The organism is Shewanella abyssi (genome assembly GCF_023284025.1).
Classification (GTDB): Bacteria; Pseudomonadota; Gammaproteobacteria; order Enterobacterales; family Shewanellaceae; genus Shewanella; species Shewanella abyssi.
Genome location: NZ_JAKIKR010000032.1, coordinates 39,344 through 56,249, shown reverse-complemented (window position 1 = coordinate 56,249; position 16,906 = coordinate 39,344). Strand labels below are relative to the sequence as shown.

Annotated in this window: 11 protein-coding genes; 5 read left to right on the top strand and 6 right to left on the bottom strand. The window is 44.8% G+C overall.

Translation table 11 applies throughout. The features are described 5' to 3' along the window. Window positions 1-363: 363 nt before the first annotated feature. A complete protein-coding gene (pta, locus tag L2755_RS14195; RefSeq protein ID WP_248981341.1) occupies window positions 364-2,508 on the bottom strand; it encodes a phosphate acetyltransferase in 2,145 nt (714 codons plus the stop codon). Between the two features lie 103 nt (window positions 2,509-2,611). Next, complete coding sequence (ackA, locus tag L2755_RS14190; RefSeq protein ID WP_248981340.1) at window positions 2,612-3,808, bottom strand: acetate kinase; 1,197 nt, start codon at window positions 3,806-3,808, stop codon at window positions 2,612-2,614. A 200-nt stretch (window positions 3,809-4,008) separates the two neighbouring features. On the opposite strand from ackA, the gene yfbV reads away from it, so the two are divergent. Next, window positions 4,009-4,452: a terminus macrodomain insulation protein YfbV gene (yfbV, locus tag L2755_RS14185; RefSeq protein WP_248981339.1), complete on the top strand. Its 444-nt coding sequence runs from the start codon at window positions 4,009-4,011 to the stop codon at window positions 4,450-4,452. A gap of 35 nt (window positions 4,453-4,487) precedes the next feature. Here the strand turns inward: yfbV and pflA are convergent, their stop codons facing one another. The 3 genes from pflA to L2755_RS14170 form a co-directional block, all read right to left on the bottom strand. After that, on the bottom strand, window positions 4,488-5,228 hold the full coding sequence (gene pflA / locus L2755_RS14180; RefSeq protein WP_248981338.1) for a pyruvate formate lyase 1-activating protein: 741 nt from the start codon (window positions 5,226-5,228) through the stop codon (window positions 4,488-4,490). Between the two features lie 71 nt (window positions 5,229-5,299). Continuing rightward, window positions 5,300-7,582 (bottom strand): formate C-acetyltransferase, encoded by a 2,283-nt coding sequence (gene pflB, locus L2755_RS14175; RefSeq protein ID WP_248981337.1) that lies wholly within the window; start codon window positions 7,580-7,582, stop codon window positions 5,300-5,302. A gap of 542 nt (window positions 7,583-8,124) precedes the next feature. Then, window positions 8,125-9,654: a DUF3360 family protein gene (locus L2755_RS14170; protein WP_248981336.1), complete on the bottom strand. Its 1,530-nt coding sequence runs from the start codon at window positions 9,652-9,654 to the stop codon at window positions 8,125-8,127. 946 nt (window positions 9,655-10,600) lie between these two features. On the opposite strand from L2755_RS14170, the gene focA reads away from it, so the two are divergent. Further along, window positions 10,601-12,163 (top strand): formate transporter FocA, encoded by a 1,563-nt coding sequence (gene focA, locus L2755_RS14165; RefSeq protein WP_428847799.1) that lies wholly within the window; start codon window positions 10,601-10,603, stop codon window positions 12,161-12,163. Window positions 12,164-12,210: 47 nt separating this feature from the next. Here the strand turns inward: focA and L2755_RS14160 are convergent, their stop codons facing one another. Further along, window positions 12,211-13,125 carry a LysR substrate-binding domain-containing protein gene (locus tag L2755_RS14160; RefSeq protein WP_248981335.1) on the bottom strand — a complete coding sequence of 305 codons (915 nt, stop codon included), beginning with the start codon at window positions 13,123-13,125 and terminating at the stop codon, window positions 12,211-12,213. Window positions 13,126-13,536: 411 nt separating this feature from the next. Here L2755_RS14160 and L2755_RS14155 point away from each other — a divergent pair, with 411 nt between their 5' ends. The 3 genes from L2755_RS14155 to yfcC all read left to right on the top strand — a co-directional run bounded on the left by L2755_RS14155 (window position 13,537) and on the right by yfcC (window position 16,851). Then, entirely contained in the window at window positions 13,537-13,728 is a 192-nt protein-coding gene (locus L2755_RS14155; protein ID WP_248981334.1) for a YhdT family protein, read from the top strand. Continuing rightward, complete coding sequence (gene panF / locus L2755_RS14150; RefSeq protein ID WP_248981333.1) at window positions 13,721-15,172, top strand: sodium/pantothenate symporter; 1,452 nt, start codon at window positions 13,721-13,723, stop codon at window positions 15,170-15,172. Before L2755_RS14155 ends, panF begins: the two co-directional genes overlap by 8 nt. Window positions 15,173-15,372: 200 nt before the next feature. Then, a complete protein-coding gene (gene yfcC / locus L2755_RS14145) occupies window positions 15,373-16,851 on the top strand; it encodes a putative basic amino acid antiporter YfcC (RefSeq protein WP_248981343.1) in 1,479 nt (492 codons plus the stop codon). Window positions 16,852-16,906: the final 55 nt, after the last annotated feature.

The following is a 16,906-nucleotide window of genomic DNA, read 5'->3' as shown; positions in this document are numbered from 1 at the left end:
GAGGCATTATCTTATCAAGGTGCCTTGATGACATATTCAAATGTATTTTGGATTAGATCCTAGTGAAAGCTTGACCTCAATAAAGATCTCAGGCATATCTGTATAGATAACTTATAAAGGTTATCCACAGAATCTGTGGACAAGTGTGTTGAAGACTTTTTATTGGTTACTTAAGTCATTAATATATCAGCCTTAAATGGGTTGGTCATTTTTTGATGCATTTTGCTTGTGTACACAATTCGACCTTCTCGTTATTGCTTCACAAGCCTAAACAACGGCTAATGAGATCGCATCGATCGCAATTTGATTGATTTTAAAGCAAAAAAAAGCCTGCATTAAGCAGGCTTTTTTAGTATTGATACATTAGCTTTCGTTTTGTGCAGCTTGGATGGCCGTTAAGGCTATCGTGTAAACAATATCATCAACGAGGGCGCCCCGTGATAGATCGTTTACTGGCTTTCGCATGCCTTGCAGCATAGGACCGATAGATATCAGGTCTGCGCTTCGTTGAACCGCTTTGTACGTTGTATTACCCGTGTTGAGGTCCGGGAATACAAATACAGTTGCTTGACCCGCTACAGGGCTGTTTGGTGCTTTAGAGCGAGCAACGTTTGGCATCACGGCAGCGTCATACTGTAAAGGTCCATCAATGATTAAGTCTGGACGTTTCTCTTTGGCAATACGCGTCGCTTCACGGACTTTATCAACATCAGAACCGGTACCTGAACTACCTGTTGAGTAACTGATCATCGCAACACGTGGCTCAATACCAAACGCAATTGCAGACTCTGCTGATTGAATAGCGATGTCGGCCAATTGCTCTGCATTTGGATCTGGGTTAATCGCACAATCACCATAGACCAAGACTTGATCAGGCATCAGCATGAAGAAAATAGAAGAGACTAAATTTGAACCCGGTGCGGTTTTGATCAACTGTAGCGGTGGGCGAATCGTATTTGCGGTGGTGTTGACTGCACCAGACACGATACCATCAACTTCGCCTTGAGCTAACATCATAGTACCGAGTACCATGTTGTCTTCTAACTGCTCTTTAGCAACAACTTCAGTCAGTCCTTTATTACGACGAAGCTCAACCATAGGTTCGACATAACGGCTACGAACAGATTCTGGTTCAATGATCTCTACACCGTCACCTAAGGTGACGCCTTGCTGAGTGGCAATACGCTCAATCTCTTCGCGATTACCCAGTAGCACGCAACGGGCAATACCACGTGAAGCGCAAATGCTGGCGGCTTCGATTGTTCTCGGCTCATCACCCTCTGGTAGAACAACTGTTTTACGCGCAGCACGGGCGAGTTCTGTTAACTTGTAACGGAACGCAGGTGGCGATAAACGGTGCTCACGGGGTGAGTTCTTAGTAACACTCTCTACCCAGTTTTGATCGATATGGCCAGCAATGTATTCCTGAACCTGCTCAATACGAACGGCATCATCGACCGGAACTTCGTGATCGAAACGCTGAATGTTAAGCGAGGTTTGCCACGTATTGGAGTCAATAAGGAATACGGGTAAGCCGGTTTCGAATGCTTGTTCACAAAGCGCCATAATTTGCGGCTCTGGCTCGTATCCACCGGTTAGCAATAGTGCGCCAACTTTGATGCCATTCATTGAAGCAAGACAGGCTGAAACGATGACATCACTGCGGTCGCCTGAGGTGACGAGTAGCGAGTCGGTTTTAATATGGGTAACCATATTGGGAATACTACGGGCACAAAAGGTCACTTTACGCATGCGGCGAGTGTTCATTTCACCGGCGTTGATAATTTTGGCGCTTAAGTGCTTCGCAAGATCAGATGCACGCGGTGCTACTAGATCGAGGTTGTAAGGCACTGTGCCTAAAATACGTATTTTGCTCTTGCCTGGAAGCTGGAACATGCTTGCCGGATCAGGGCGCTGAATATCGTCATGATCGAACACTTCAGACAGATCAGGGCGTGCACGACCTTCGTCATCAACCGGAGCACCCACTTTGTTGATAATGGCACCAATGAGACGTTTGTTCTTACTCCCGCCCCATGAATTATGTGAGATCTCTAAGCGGTTCATCAGCGCTGTCGCACTTTCATTACCTGGAGTGGCTACAAAAATCACATCAGCATCTAATGCTTTAGCAATCGCATGGTTCACGTCGCTTGAGAAAGGATGGTTGCGGGTTTGCACTAATCCTTCGACGATGATGGTTTCAGTATCGTCAGTGCATTCAGTTGCACGAGCGATAATCTGCTCCATTAACACGTCAGTTTGATCAGCACGAATAAGGTTCTCAGCATGATCCATATCGAATGGTTCGAGCGGGTTAACTGTCGGTGATTTGCTTAAAATGGTGGTTGAACGTTCAGGTCCACGATCGGTTGGGCGTTGTTGGGCTATTGGCTTAAAAAAGCGCACCTTAACACCGTGACGCTCAAGCGCACGAACCATACCTAAACTAATAGATGTTAACCCTACACCGGTCCCTATAGGGATGAGCATAATGTTGCGAGACATAAATACCTCTTAAAACTCGAGAAAGCCACAAAAGTATGGCATTAGAAACATTGTTTCGAGCCGCTAACTTATTTAGTTAGCAGCTCGCAATAGATAGGTTTTACTATTTAATGAGTGCCACAGCGTCTTGTGCGATAACCCACTCTTCATTGGTTGGGATCACCATCGCGACAGGACCTTCGTCTTTGGTAATTTTGCCTTGCTTACCAAAACGTGCTGCGGCGTTACGCTCTTTGTCGACTTTAAAGTTGAAAATAGCCAATGAGTTAAGCACTTTTTCACGGATAAGATCTGAGTTCTCACCAATGCCGCCAGTAAATACTAGTGCATCAAGACGCTCTAAAGGTACAGTGTAAGAAGCGATATACTTGGCTAAGCGATAGCAGAAAATCTCAAGTGCAAGTGTTGCCCCCTTGTGACCTTTCTCATATCCCTCTTCAATGCCACGGCAATCGTTAGTTAGCTCAGATATACCCAAAAGACCACTTTGTTTGTTCATCAGGTTGTTCACTTCTTCAAGTGTATAACCAAGACGATTAACCAAATGGTAGATAATTGATGGGTCAATGTCACCACAACGGGTGCCCATCACCAGACCTTCTAGCGGCGTCAGTCCCATTGAAGTATCAACGCTCTTGCCACCTTTAATAGCCGTTACTGACGCGCCATTACCAAGATGTGCGCAAATAATATTGGTATCGGCTTCATCTTTACCTAGAGCAGCTGCCGTTTCACGGCTGATGAATAGGTGACTTGTGCCGTGCATGCCATAACGACGGATTGCATTTTCTCTATATAGCTTATACGGAAGGGCATAGATAAAGGCTTTTTCTGGCATTGTTTGGTGGAAAGCGGTATCAAAAACAGCAACCTGAGGGAGTTTAGGAAACGATGCCTGAGCGGCTCGTATACCAATAAGGTGTGCTGGATTATGCAATGGCGCCAATGTGGCACAATCTTCGATGCCTTGAACCACGCTCTCATCGATAATGACTGAGTGAGTAAATTTTTCCCCACCATGTACGACGCGATGACCAATGGCTTGGATCTTTTCAGCAATTAGCGGATGAGCAACCAAGATTTTGTTAACAATATATTCCACAGCTTCTCTGTGTGCAGTAAATGCACCTAGGCTAGCATCGTGCTTGGCACCGTTTACTTTCCATTTAATTCGAGAGTCTTCAAGCCCAAAACACTCGGCTAGACCAGAAATTTGATCATCACCGGTGAGCGCATCAATAACCGCAAACTTAAGAGATGAACTACCACAGTTAAGCACCAATACCAGTTTGTTTGACATGTTTAAACCTTTCGCAATAAGTAATGAAATCGTTTGATTCACTGAATAACAATAACTTCTATGGCAACTATAGGCCGAAGTCGTAAAGTGTGCCCTGTAAAAGGGCGGAAATCTGTTGCTTCCCTGGCATAGAGCCTTGGGGCAAGCTGAGTGTTTGTGCTAAAGTTAGGCTTGTTATTGATTCTTATTAGGTGCCATTTTTGAGCATTTTCGTTCTCAAAACCTTAGGTGAAGGTCGTCGTTATATGAAGACGTGGCCTATGGTTAGACAACTCAGTTTTTACTTTCCTGAGTATCGCGTTATGCGCGCGACTCAAATTGCTTTGCCATTAATGCCGCTGTTGGCAATATTGGCGGCTGCAAGTCAGTTATACCTGCACGGTTGGGATCACCTACCTCAGGCAATCACCATTGCGTTGTTCTTTATTAGCTTACCTATCCAAGGTCTACTCTGGTTAGGCTGGCGCTCCGCTCACCCATTGCCGTTATCGTTACTCGACTGGGGTAATCAGTTATCCACAAAACTGGCGCAAATGGGGGTTAATTGTCGACCCTTAGGTGCTAAAGCTTGCTACTTCGATATGGCACTTATTTTAAAAGCGGCATTCGAATGTTTGGATGCAAGTTACTGGGAAGAGCTTTAGCCGTTATCTACAGTTGCTGTATAACTTAACAACACTTAGTAAATAGCGTTAATCCCCATATCGATGAAGACTTGCTTTATCTGTTCCATGGTGTCAGCGCTTGGAGGTGAGATTTTGTTGAGTTGATACTCTTCACCCATCGCTTGCCATTTATGTTTGCCTAACTCGTGGTAGGGCAGTAGTTCCACTTTCTCGACATTGTTCATTGGCTTGATAAATTCGGCCAACGCCTGTGCCGATGAAATGTCGTCGGTGAATCCACCGACAACCACATAACGAATCCAGGTCTTTTGACCACGCTGGTGCAAATGCTCGGCAAACTGCAACGTACGTTGGTTACTGACCTTGGTTAAGTCGATATGCTTTTCGTCGTTCATCTGTTTGATATCGAGTAACACCAGATCGGTATTATCAAGTAACTCGTCAATGACCGGCGTATATTTACGCACAAAACCATTGGTGTCTAAGCAGGTATGAATACCCTCTTTTTTGCAGGCTTGAAAAAGTTCGGCAACGAACTCTGCTTGCAATACAGCTTCACCACCACTGGCCGTGACACCGCCGCCACTGGCTTCAAGAAAAGGCCGATAGCTAATGATTTGACTCATTAACTCATCGACTTTAATCTCTTTGCCGCCGTGTAGATCCCAAGTATCGCGGTTATGGCAGTACTGACACCGCATTAAACAACCTTGCATAAAGGTGATAAACCTTATGCCGGGTCCGTCTACGGTACCAAAGGACTCTAAAGAATGAATCCGACCTGTTACTGCCATTTCTGCTCCTTGAGAGGCTGGTGCAACGTTGTGCTACGCCAGCCTATTCGACACTAAGTGACTAACGTTGCTTACAGACCTTTAGTAAAGGTACGGGTAATTACGTCTTGCTGTTGCTCAGGTGTGAGCGAGTTAAAGCGCACAGCATAACCAGAAACACGGATGGTTAGCTGTGGATACTTATCAGGGTTAACCACAGCATCTTCAAGCATTTCACGGTTCATCACGTTAACGTTGAGGTGTTGACCACCTTCACGGCTATCGTTATGGGCAAAATAACCATCCATTAGTGCAGCAAGGTTGGCTTTACGACCATCATCATCTTTACCTAACGCGTTAGGAACGATAGAGAAAGTGTAAGATATGCCATCTTGTGCATGAGCAAATGGTAGTTTAGCAACTGATGTTAAAGAAGCAATCGCTCCTTTCTCGTCACGACCATGCATTGGGTTTGCGCCTGGAGCAAAAGGTGCGCCAGCTGGACGGCCATCAGGTGTGTTACCTGTTTTCTTACCGTAAACCACGTTAGAGGTAATGGTTAAGATAGACTGCGTTGGTATCGCATCACGGTACATCTTCATGGCACGGATCTTAGCCATAAAGCGTTCAACAAGCTCAGTGGCTAAATCATCAACACGTGCGTCGTTGTTACCAAACTTAGGGTAATCACCACTGATATCGAAATCGATAGCGATGCCGTTTTCGTCACGGATGGGTTTAACTGTGCCGAACTTAATCGCAGACAGTGAATCAGCAGCAATTGATAGACCTGCAATACCACATGCCATAGTACGACGAACATCTCTGTCATGAAGTGCCATAAGGGCTGCTTCGTAAGAGTACTTGTCATGCATGAAGTGAATGGCGTTCAATGCAGATACATATTGCGTTGCAAGCCAGTCCATCATGGTGTCTAAGCGACCCATAACGTCATCAAAATCTAAAACGTCATCAGTGATAGGGGCAGACTTAGGACCGATTTGAGTCTTAAGCTTTTCATCAACACCACCATTGATGGCATAAAGCATAGTCTTAGCAAGGTTGGCACGCGCACCGAAGAACTGCATGTGCTTACCAACAACCATAGGGCTAACACAACATGCGATAGCATAATCGTCAGATTCAAAATCTGGACGCATTAGGTCATCGTTCTCGTATTGGATAGAGCTAGTATCAATCGATACTTTAGCCGCATACTTTTTGAAGCTCAGTGGTAATTTCTCTGACCATAGAACCGTAATGTTTGGCTCTGGGCTAGGGCCCATGTTGTACAAGGTGTGTAAGAAACGGAAGCTAGATTTAGTCACTAGTGTACGGCCATCAAGACCCATACCTGCAATTGACTCTGTTGCCCAGATTGGGTCGCCAGAGAATAGCTCATCGTATTCTGGTGTACGTAGGAAACGCACCATACGCAGCTTCATCACGAAATGGTCAACCATTTCCTGAGACTCTTGCTCAGTTAAAATGCCTGCTTTGATATCACGTTCGATAAAGATATCGAGGAAGCTTGAAGTACGACCAAGTGACATTGCCGCGCCATTTTGGCTCTTAACGGCAGCAAGGTAACCAAAGTAGGTCCACTGGATCGCTTCTTTAGCGTTAGTCGCAGGCTTTGAGATGTCAAAGCCATAACTAGCGGCCATCTTCTTCATTTGACCAAGCGCTTTATGCTGCTCTGCAATCTCTTCACGAAGTTGCATAGTGTAAGACAAGTTTTCACCGGTTTCGAAGTCAGCTTGTAGCGAACCGAATTGAGCAAACTTATCTTGCATAAGGTAGTCAATACCATATAGCGCGATACGACGGTAATCACCAATGATACGACCACGGCCGTAGGCATCAGGTAAACCAGTTAAAATGCCAGACTTACGACAGCCCATAATTTCAGGGGTATAGATGTCAAAAACACCTTGGTTGTGCGTTTTACGTAACTCTGAGTAAACATACTTGATGTTTGGGTCCAGCTCACGGCCATAAGCGGCGCAAGAACCTTCAACCATGCGAATACCACCGTTGGGTAACATTGCACGCTTAAGTGGCGCTTCTGTTTGCAGACCAACAATCGTTTCCAAATCTTTAGTGATATAGCCCGCTTCGTGAGAAGTGATTGTTGATACTTTGTCGGTATCAAAATCAACAGGGGCGTGAGTACGGTTTTCTTGCTTAACGCCAACCATCACTTTATCCCAAAGTTCAGTCGTCGCTTCAGTCGCTTCAGCTAAGAACGATTCGTCGCCCTCGTAAGGAGTGTAGTTAGCTTGAATAAAATCACGCACATTGACTTCAGTTTTCCAATCGCCTGACGTGAAACCATCCCACGCGTTTGCAAACTGTTCAGTTTTTTCGGTCATCGTACTTTTACCTTCTGTTTGGGATAAAGGTTATTGGGTATCGGCTCTGCCTTATACACCAATAGCTATGTCTTAAACGCCTCTTCAACTCTTTCATCAAGAAGCGTGTGGAAGTGAGTGCACTTCGCTGTAATTCGTTTGGACTTTCTCAACCGCTAACATCTTAATGCTGTGGATGTTAACTTGAGGGAATTGGTAAGACCAATTAACCAGTCGTATATTAGCATAGCAGGCTTTGTGCTGCACCTTTATCAAAGTGGAATTGGTCCATAAATCCTAAAACTGTTAACAAAGTAGCATTTTTTGAACAATTTAATATTTGGACCCTGTTGCTATGTCAGGTATTTACCTGTTGGTATGATTTTCGCAGGTGGATTTGTAACCCACATATTTGCTTTGATGCTACTGGCTGATATAACAAATGATGAGTATCAAAGATATTGATAAGAATTATAGAAGAGAAAATGACGAAGAGAGCGCGGGTCTCTCTTCGTCATTATATACTCACTGAATCCACCATTTTCAGGTAGAACGGCTCTATATTAAAGCAGTGCCGGGATACCGGTGATCATACCTACCGCTAGCATTGCTGCTAGGCAGATAACAAAAGCTAATCCTGGGATCACTATTCGATCAGTGACTGATAGTGATTTGGCGCGCTCTTTATCACCGATCAGACCGTTGTTGTCCAAGAACATGGTGAGTGCCCAAGCTAACACTGGGTTTGCCACAAAAGCGGCGAAGATACATATACCCGCAGCCTGACTATTTTTAGTGTCTTTTACCATCTGCATACCCGCTTCAAGCAGTGGTAAAAATACGCCAACTAGCAGTGCAATTGACATGACCGGACGCCAAACCGTGACATCCATTGGATAGCCAATAACGGCAACTGCGATACACATAATACCGAGTAAAATGGCGCCTGCTGGAATAGGACGTTTAGCAATAGCAGCAGGGATCATGTAGGTTCCCCAAGATGAGGTAATGTTACCGCCACCGACTGCCGTTCCGACAATTTGACGAAGAGAACAGGTCGTCATTGTGTCATCAACATCCATCAATACTTTCTCTGAACCCTTTGGATAGTTAAGTTCTTGGAAAATACGGTGTCCCAGAAAATCGGGTGACCACATCGCCACCGCGAGAATCGCGAATGGCAGTGACGCAATGAAATGCTCGAGGTTAGGTAAGCCTAACTGCCAGCCATATTCAGTTGAACCCCACCAGTACATTGGGTTTAAATTCGGGATACCAGGTTCAGTGATAAACTTAAGATCGAGCCCAGCGCCAAGTGCAAAAGCCAGAACGATAGCGGCAATAGAACACAGTGGAATGGCTAACCAGCGTTTACCTATTTTTGCTAGGTAAGCGTAGATAATGACGTTGGCCAATAAAATAAAGAAGGCAACATAGCCTAAGCTGTAATCCAGAGCATGCTTGGCTTCAAGGCCGCCAGCCCAATCAAATAATGACGTTATTTGACTTTTGGCACCCATAAAACCTAAGAAAACAAGTAAGCCACCGGCCACACCACTGCTGGTCAAGTTGACTAACTTTGAGCCCCCTTTGAAGTAACTTAAGATGAGGCCGAATATCCCGAGCAATATGGCTAATGCGAGTGGGTGAGCGCCTGCTAGCGCGATAGCGCCAATCAGAGGGATCATTGGACCATGGTTACCGGCGAGGTTGGCTCGGGGATTAATAAAACCGGAACTGATAATACAAAAGAGTAGGGCGGGAATGAGCATTTCAACACGCACGACTTGGATAGCAAATTCTGCCCCCAAGTTTACGTGTTCCCAACGTTCAGATAGTCCAGAGGCCCAAGCAGCCATAACGGCTGAATACATCACTGTGATACCTATGGTACCCGCAATGGCAGGGACTAAGTCTTCCCATTCGAATCTAAAATCTCTACCTGGGAGGTTGAGTCCCCAACGTTTTGGCTTCATTATTTTCAGCTCGTTATCCAAATACTCCTCGCGGGTATTGAACTCAGATGCTGGGCGGTGAAGTGCTTGGTAGCTCTGATCAGAGCCTTCTACTTCATTTTTTACTGTTTCAGGCATAATTTCTCATTCTCCGAAAAGAATTTAGGTGATTCATCGGAATTCGTGACAGCTTTTGGGTGTTCCCTGTGAATTAACAACTGGTGTCGCCATAAGTGTAGTCGACTTCAAGCCTTTGTTAACGCTTCTGTAACCGTAAATTATCAGCCATTTTTGCCGCTAAATGCCGGTTACAGTAGTATTCCATTACACTCTATAAATTGGTCAGACCAATTTACCTTAAAGATATTAACATAGTCACCAAGGTACAACACCAAGTATCAAAGTTATTGAATGTGCTGTTTAGATAATTTGAGATCAACTTAACAACTTATACAGTGATGACTAAATAATCTAATAATAGGCATGTAATTTGCCTTAGTGTCTAGATCAATAAACACGACAAAAACGTCTGATTTATGACCATCAGTAAACATTTATTGTGGTGTTGCATCCGTGGTCACAATAATGTGGCGTTTGTCACACCAAACTTAAAGCTTAGTGTGATCTGGATCTTTTTGTTTGCAGGCGCGGGAGCGCTTAAGAGATCGCTGTAGTCGCACAATCACTTCTATATTTACTATCAATTAACTCAAATCAAGTGAATTGATAGTACTGCTTAACCATTTATTCATCCCCTTGTTAATCGATAATCATCGGTCGTGGAGTCTCTTCACCTTCGTCGCTGATCTTTATCAGCCTCTTTAAAATAACACGTAGATATGTTAAATTATTTTAAAAACAGGTACTTATAGCTCGTTTTGTGTCGACCTTCTAAATTTAACAACTCTATCTCCTTGCTTTTTAATATCAATAATAATGATGTTAACCATCATTATTATCAGATTTCATTGCCTTGGAAGTTGGGTTAATTTTGCTGTTAGAGCGAGCGCAGTTATCGACTAACAGGAGAATTTAATGAATGTAGGGCGTATTAAGCTTAGTGACGTAAAGGCTAGGGGGAAGAATGACTGGACATAGTCAAGCAAACCTCATCCCTTTAACCCGACAAACGGAGCAAACAGCAGGGCCCATTAATGCGGCAATGCCGAGTTTGTACCAGCAGGCTGAGGGGTACGGTACAGATAAAGTGATCAAAGCGACTTGGCAATCTTTTGGTTTGGCAATTTTTGCTGGTGCATTTATTGCGTTGGCATTTGTATTCTATATTACGGTCACCACTGGGAACAGTGGGCCATGGGGACTTATTAGGCTCGCCGGGGGACTAGCTTTTAGCCTTGGTTTAATGCTGGTGGTGATCTGTGGTGGTGAGCTATTTACCAGCACCGTGTTGAGCAGTGTGGCCTGGGCACAGAGAAAAGTATCAAGTAAAGAGCTGCTTAAATGCTGGCTGCGAGTCTACGCAGGAAACTTTGTCGGAGCGATGCTGATGTTGGCCATGATCGTCATTGCCGGCATGCAACATTTGAACGACGGGCAATGGGGACTCAACGCCCTTAATATTGCGCAACACAAGCTACACCACGGTTGGTGGCAAGCATTTGTACTGGGTATGTTGTGTAACATGCTGGTTTGCCTTGGCGTTTGGATGACATTCGCCAGTAAAGACGCATTAACTAAAGCCATTTTGTTGATGTTGCCAGTTGCCATGTTTGTCAGCAGTGGCTTTGAACACAGCATTGCTAATCTGTTTATGGTGCCATTAGGGATTGTTATTGCCCAATTCTCAGAGCCTAGCTGGTTCGAAGCACTGAATGTAACGCAAAACCAATTTGCAGATCTTACTGTCAGTCATTTTGTTATCAATAATTTAATTCCAGTCACGCTGGGCAATATTGTCGGTGGTGGTCTATTTGTGGGCTTGGGATATTGGTTAATAGAAAAAGCTAAGCCAACAACATACCAAAAGAAACCACGTTCAAATAAAGGGGGCAGCCTAGCGGAAGTCATTTCGTTATCGACTCTCGATAGTCAAATCGACACCCCATTAGCAAAGCAAACAGATCCTCAAACTGCACTTATTCAGAACAATAGCCGTTCTCAACCTTTTCCCGGAGTAAAAACAATGCCAAAAACAATTCAAAGACTAAACGTAAGCGATCTCATGAACCCAACTCCATTCACACTGACTGCCGATCTATCTGTCTATGAAGGGCTTAAACGACTGTCAGACGCTGCTAGTCGCGGCGCGCCGGTGGTAAACGACAAGCAGCAGCTACTAGGGTTTATTTCACAGCAGGACCTATTACGCAGTTTGTGGTCTGAGGAGTTTGTCCGCGGTATTGGCTATAAAGTGGGTGACTTAATGCAAACGCAAGTATTAACTGTCACGCCTTTGGATGCTGTCGCTGATTTGATTGAGTTAATGGTGGTAGATAGAAATAAGCTATTCCCTGTGAGTGATAGCGGTATGTTGATAGGAAACACCTTTAAAAGTTATGAAGAGCGTCTGCGTGGGGCAAACGCCAGCAAGCCGAGTGTCTTCCCTGTGGTAGATGAGGGCGTGTTATGCGGGGTTATCACACGAGAAGATATCAGCCAAAAAATATGTGAGCTGTACAAGTTCTAAGTTGGCACTGGTTAACAGGTGCAATGTGGCATTGCACCTGTTAGTCGTTAACGGCTATTTTTCGATACAAGCTTGTGACGACTTAGGCGCCTAGCTTCAGTGATCACGCAGTCTCTTAAGGGGTTTTCCCCTGAATCATTGCGCCAAACAAAGGAAAGATGACGCTGCATATTTAATTCAGGTGTTAATAGAACAACCAACTCGCCATTAGCAATCTCTTTCTCTACATCTAAGTAGGGCAGACTGCTTAAATAAGGGCCATTTTTAACCAGAGCCTTGAGCACTGATACATACTCATACTCCTTCCACACATGCAGTTTTTCAATAATCCCATGAATAGCACCTTCGAAAATACGCCGAGTACCGGCACCTTGCTCGCGAAGCACCCATTTAGCTTGTTCTAGTTGCGCTAAGCTGGCTGATTTGGATTTTGCGTATGGGTGATGCGGCGATGAAACCACCACCAGGTGATCATCTAGCCATTGTTCTTGGTGGAGTCGGCTATCATCGTTTCGACCTTCGATTATGCCAAAATCGTATTCGTAATTAAGTAGGCCTTCGATCACGTTTTCGGTGTTCTCTACCGTTAAGTCAATTCGAAGTTCTGGGAAGTCAGCATCAATTTTACTGATAAGCTCAGGAAGCAGATGCTCTGCAGCTGTTTGACTCGAACAAATTCTAAATCTTCCACTGATAAGGTGCTGTTCGTGAAGACCTAATTCTATCTGTTGTGCGTCTTGTAATAAACGTCGGGCCTTGGGCCTGAGCCAGTTGCCCCAATGGCTTAAGGTAAGTCGGTTTCCTTGGCGAATGAAGAGTGGCCGATCAAGCAAATTCTCTAACTGTCCCAGCGACATACTCACAGCCGATTGTGTCATAGACAATTTTCTCGCAGCCGCGCTGACGCTTTCTAAACTGGCAACGGCATCAAAAACTATGATCTGCTTAAGAGAGTACTTCATTATGGGTATTGTTTTCCCTAACTAAAAAATCGTTAAATGGAAACTATCAATTTAATTGATGGTTTATAAATCTGATTTTAGGGGGAGATCTTGAGCTAAACAAGCAAAGTTGGTTAACTAATAGAAGAACTTAGAGGCTGCTCACCCTTCTATATATAGTGTGCACCGAAATAGATCAGCTTGATTAATTTTGTGTGTGTTTTATCGTAGACTAAAGTTAGCTAGTTGTATTTTTAACGGTTTTATATTGAGTGTTTTTACAGCTGTAGATTATCGGTTTAAACATTTATCAAGATCAGGGTTTACTAACTCGTCTATCCGACTGGTGCCGATAGCCAATATTGATTAGAATCGGCAGCAGCTGTTTTTAGTATTATCCCCTATTTTATCGTTAACTCAGGCTGTGCTTTCATGAGATCGTTATCAACCACTGCATTGTTATTGACCCTTGGTTATTTTGTTTTATGGTGCCTAGGACCTGTGTTGTTAGCAGACCAAGGCTACTGGTTTAGCTTACCTATTTGGTTTTGGTTTTCCTGCATTCTGGCACCTCTGCTGCTCATTATTGTTTTAGTAAGAGCATTAGGTGATACCCGTGACTAGCTTATTCCCCGTTTTGCTTTACCTAACACTGAGCTTATTAATGACGCGGCTTTGGAGTGCTCGTCAATCACGTAAAACCGATGAGAGCAATGGACTGCATACTGACAAGGCTAAGCGATTTTTTATTGGAGGCACATTTCTCGGTGGGCCGTTGCTGGCGTTAACATTAGTGGCCACTTATACCAGTGCGGGGTCATTTATCGGTGGCTCTGGCGCGGCTTATAAGTATGGGCTTGGCTGGGTGTGGTTAGCCCTGATCCAAGTGCCAGTGGTGCTGTTAACCTTAGGCGTGCTGGGGAGTCGCTTTTTGGCGATAAGGCGACATCAACATGCAACGCTCATTGAGTGGTTGGATGCGCGTTTTCAAAATCGATACTTAAGTACTTTTGCCATGGTGAGCTTGGTGGTCGGTTTTATTGCCATGATATCCGTTCAATTCATTGGCGGAGCTAGGTTACTCTCTGGGGTGACGGGAATAAGCTATGAGCTTGGCTTAGTTATCTTTGTTGGCACGGTATTGGCCTATACACTAACGGGGGGATTTAGGGCGGTAGTCATGACTGACGCCTTGCAAGGGATTGTGATGTTGTTAGGGCTGTTTATTTTGTTGCTGGTGATATTATCGCAACCCGAATTATCCGAGAAGATGCAGCAGCTATCGCAGCAAACTCCGGCGCTATTTACTCCCCACAGCATTGATGGCTTTTTATCTTGGCCAATGATGTTGTCGTTTTGGTTATTAATCTGTTTTGGCACTATGGGCTTGCCTCATACCGTGGTGCGACTGTTGGCCGTTAAAGACAAAGCCTCACTAAAAACGGGCATTATTTGGGGGACTATCATCTGTTTCTTGATGACGCTTATACCGCATTTATGTGGCGTGCTTGGCCGTGCGTTATTTCCCGATTTAACCGTACCAGATAAGATCATGCCAATGCTCATGTCGGGTTTATTACCGCCGTTAATAGCCGGAACACTGCTGGCCGCACCCATTGCAGCGGTGATGTCGTCGGTTGACTCGATGTTACTGCAATCAGCAAGCAGTATTGTTCGCGATGGAGTGGTTAAAGTGTTGCCAAGTCTAACCGGGTCTAAGCAAGTCTGGTTGACTCGGTTAGTGATGCTTATTATCACCCTCAGTGCTTGTTACTTTGCATTGAGCCCACCGGATATGATTGTTTGGATTAACTTAGCGGCATTTGGTGCCTTGCAAGCGGTATTTTTGTGGCCGATTATCGCAGGGCTCTATTGGCCCTCAATCACTGGGAATAGTGCACTTGCTGCAATGGTGAGTGGCATGTTGAGTTATCTTTTAATGCAAAGCCAAACACCTTTGCCATATCAGATCCATCCGATAGTGCCGGCTTTGTTATGTTCATTAATTTGCATGCTAATAGTCCAACAATTAGCTCGCTATTTTGCGCAAGCGCATTCGACGGCATGATAATGTATTAGTCAATTGCAGATAACTACGCTGCTGATGCGTAGATAAAGCCCCAACATTGGTTTATATTTGCTGCCATATAACAATAATATGGCAGCAAAATGAATCCAGTTTCTTCGTCGAACCAACTCAATCCCATTCCCGCACCCGCATCAGAGCTTAATAACAGTAGTGATCATACGCTGAACAGATCTTGGCAGATGCCAGATACCTTAGTCATTATTTTCTTTGTAGCACTTGCTGCGGCGCTGCTGACCTATTTTATCCCCGTTGGCTCGTTTCAAACCCAAGAGGTCAGTTACGTTATTGATGGCGTGGAGAAGAGCCGTAGTGTTATCGACCCAAGTTCCTTTGCATATGAAGTAGATGAAAGTGGTGAGCCCATACTTAACCCCGTCAGCTTATTCGAAGGAGGCGGCGGCGCGGGCTTCTTTAATTTTGCGTTTGAGGGGCTGGTCTCTGGGTCCAAATGGGGCAGTGCGATTGGCGTCATCATGTTCATGCTCGTCATCGGCGGCGCTTTTGGCATTGTGATGGCAACAGGCACCATTGATAACGGCATATTAAAGTTAATCGATAAAACCCGTGGCAACGAAACTCTGTTTATTCCAGTGATATTCAGCCTGTTCTCCTTAGGCGGCGCTGTTTTTGGCATGGGGGAGGAGGCCATTGCTTTCGCGATAATTATTTGCCCATTAATGATAAGGCTTGGCTATGACGGCATTACCACTGTGATGGTGACCTATGTGGCGACCCAAATTGGTTTCGCCAGTTCCTGGATGAACCCTTTTAGTGTTGCGATTGCACAAGGTATTGCAGATGTGCCGGTTTTGTCGGGTTCAAGCATGCGCGTCGTGATGTGGCTCGGCTTCACCTTAATGGGCTTGGTTTTCACTATGCGTTATGCCGCAAAAATTAAAGCCAAGCCAACGCTTTCTTATAGTCACAGTAGTGACCAATATTTTCGTGACAATGCCAGTGAGTCAAAGCTTGATAGCCGTTTTAATGTGGGTGATATATTGGTGCTATTGACGATTGTAGCGACGATAGCGTGGATAATCTGGGGGGTGATCGCCAAAGCGTGGTTTATTCCTGAAATAGCCAGTCAATTTTTTACCATGGGGATCATCGTCGGTATCATAGGGGTGGTGTTTAAGCTTAACAACATGAGCGTTAATAAGGTTGCAGTGAGCTTTAAACAAGGCGCTGCAACAATGTTGGAACCTGCGGTATTAGTGGGTTGTGCATCAGGGATTTTACTGTTGTTAGGGGGCAGTAATGCCGCGAATCCAAGTGTGTTGAACACCATGTTGAGTGTGTCTGGTGAGTTTATCGGTCAATTACCAAGTGTGATGTCGGCTTGGTTTATGCTGCTGTTTCAATCGGTATTTAACTTTTTTGTGACCTCGGGTTCAGGTCAAGCCGCCTTGACTATGCCTTTGATGGCACCTTTAGCTGATATCGTTGGGGTTACCCGTCAAGTCGCCGTGCTAGCCTTTCAATTAGGTGATGGTTTTACCAATGTATTAGTGCCAACGTCAGCATCGCTTATGGCCACGCTCGGGGTGTGCCGAGTGGATTGGGGGCAGTGGCTTAAGTTTATCTGGCGCTTTATGGTGGCGCTGTTTTGTGTGTCCAGTGTGATTGTCATCACTGCTCACTACTTGGGGTTTAGTTAATTTCTTATAGTGTTACGTTAAGGTTTCGAGGTCTTTCGATGAAAAGTTAGCATAT

What these genes read in the sequence shown, in the direction of transcription:
- L2755_RS14155 (WP_248981334.1), top strand. Translation starts at nt 13,537, where the DNA reads ATGAGATCGTTATCAACCACTGCATTGTTATTGACCCTTGGTTATTTT.
- focA (WP_428847799.1), top strand. Translation starts at nt 10,601, where the DNA reads ATGACTGGACATAGTCAAGCAAACCTCATCCCTTTAACCCGACAAACG.
- pflB (WP_248981337.1), bottom strand. Translation starts at nt 7,582, where the DNA reads ATGACCGAAAAAACTGAACAGTTTGCAAACGCGTGGGATGGTTTCACG.
- pta (WP_248981341.1), bottom strand. Translation starts at nt 2,508, where the DNA reads ATGTCTCGCAACATTATGCTCATCCCTATAGGGACCGGTGTAGGGTTA.
- pflA (WP_248981338.1), bottom strand. Translation starts at nt 5,228, where the DNA reads ATGGCAGTAACAGGTCGGATTCATTCTTTAGAGTCCTTTGGTACCGTA.
- L2755_RS14160 (WP_248981335.1), bottom strand. Translation starts at nt 13,125, where the DNA reads ATGAAGTACTCTCTTAAGCAGATCATAGTTTTTGATGCCGTTGCCAGT.
- ackA (WP_248981340.1), bottom strand. Translation starts at nt 3,808, where the DNA reads ATGTCAAACAAACTGGTATTGGTGCTTAACTGTGGTAGTTCATCTCTT.
- yfcC (WP_248981343.1), top strand. Translation starts at nt 15,373, where the DNA reads ATGCCAGATACCTTAGTCATTATTTTCTTTGTAGCACTTGCTGCGGCG.
- L2755_RS14170 (WP_248981336.1), bottom strand. Translation starts at nt 9,654, where the DNA reads ATGCCTGAAACAGTAAAAAATGAAGTAGAAGGCTCTGATCAGAGCTAC.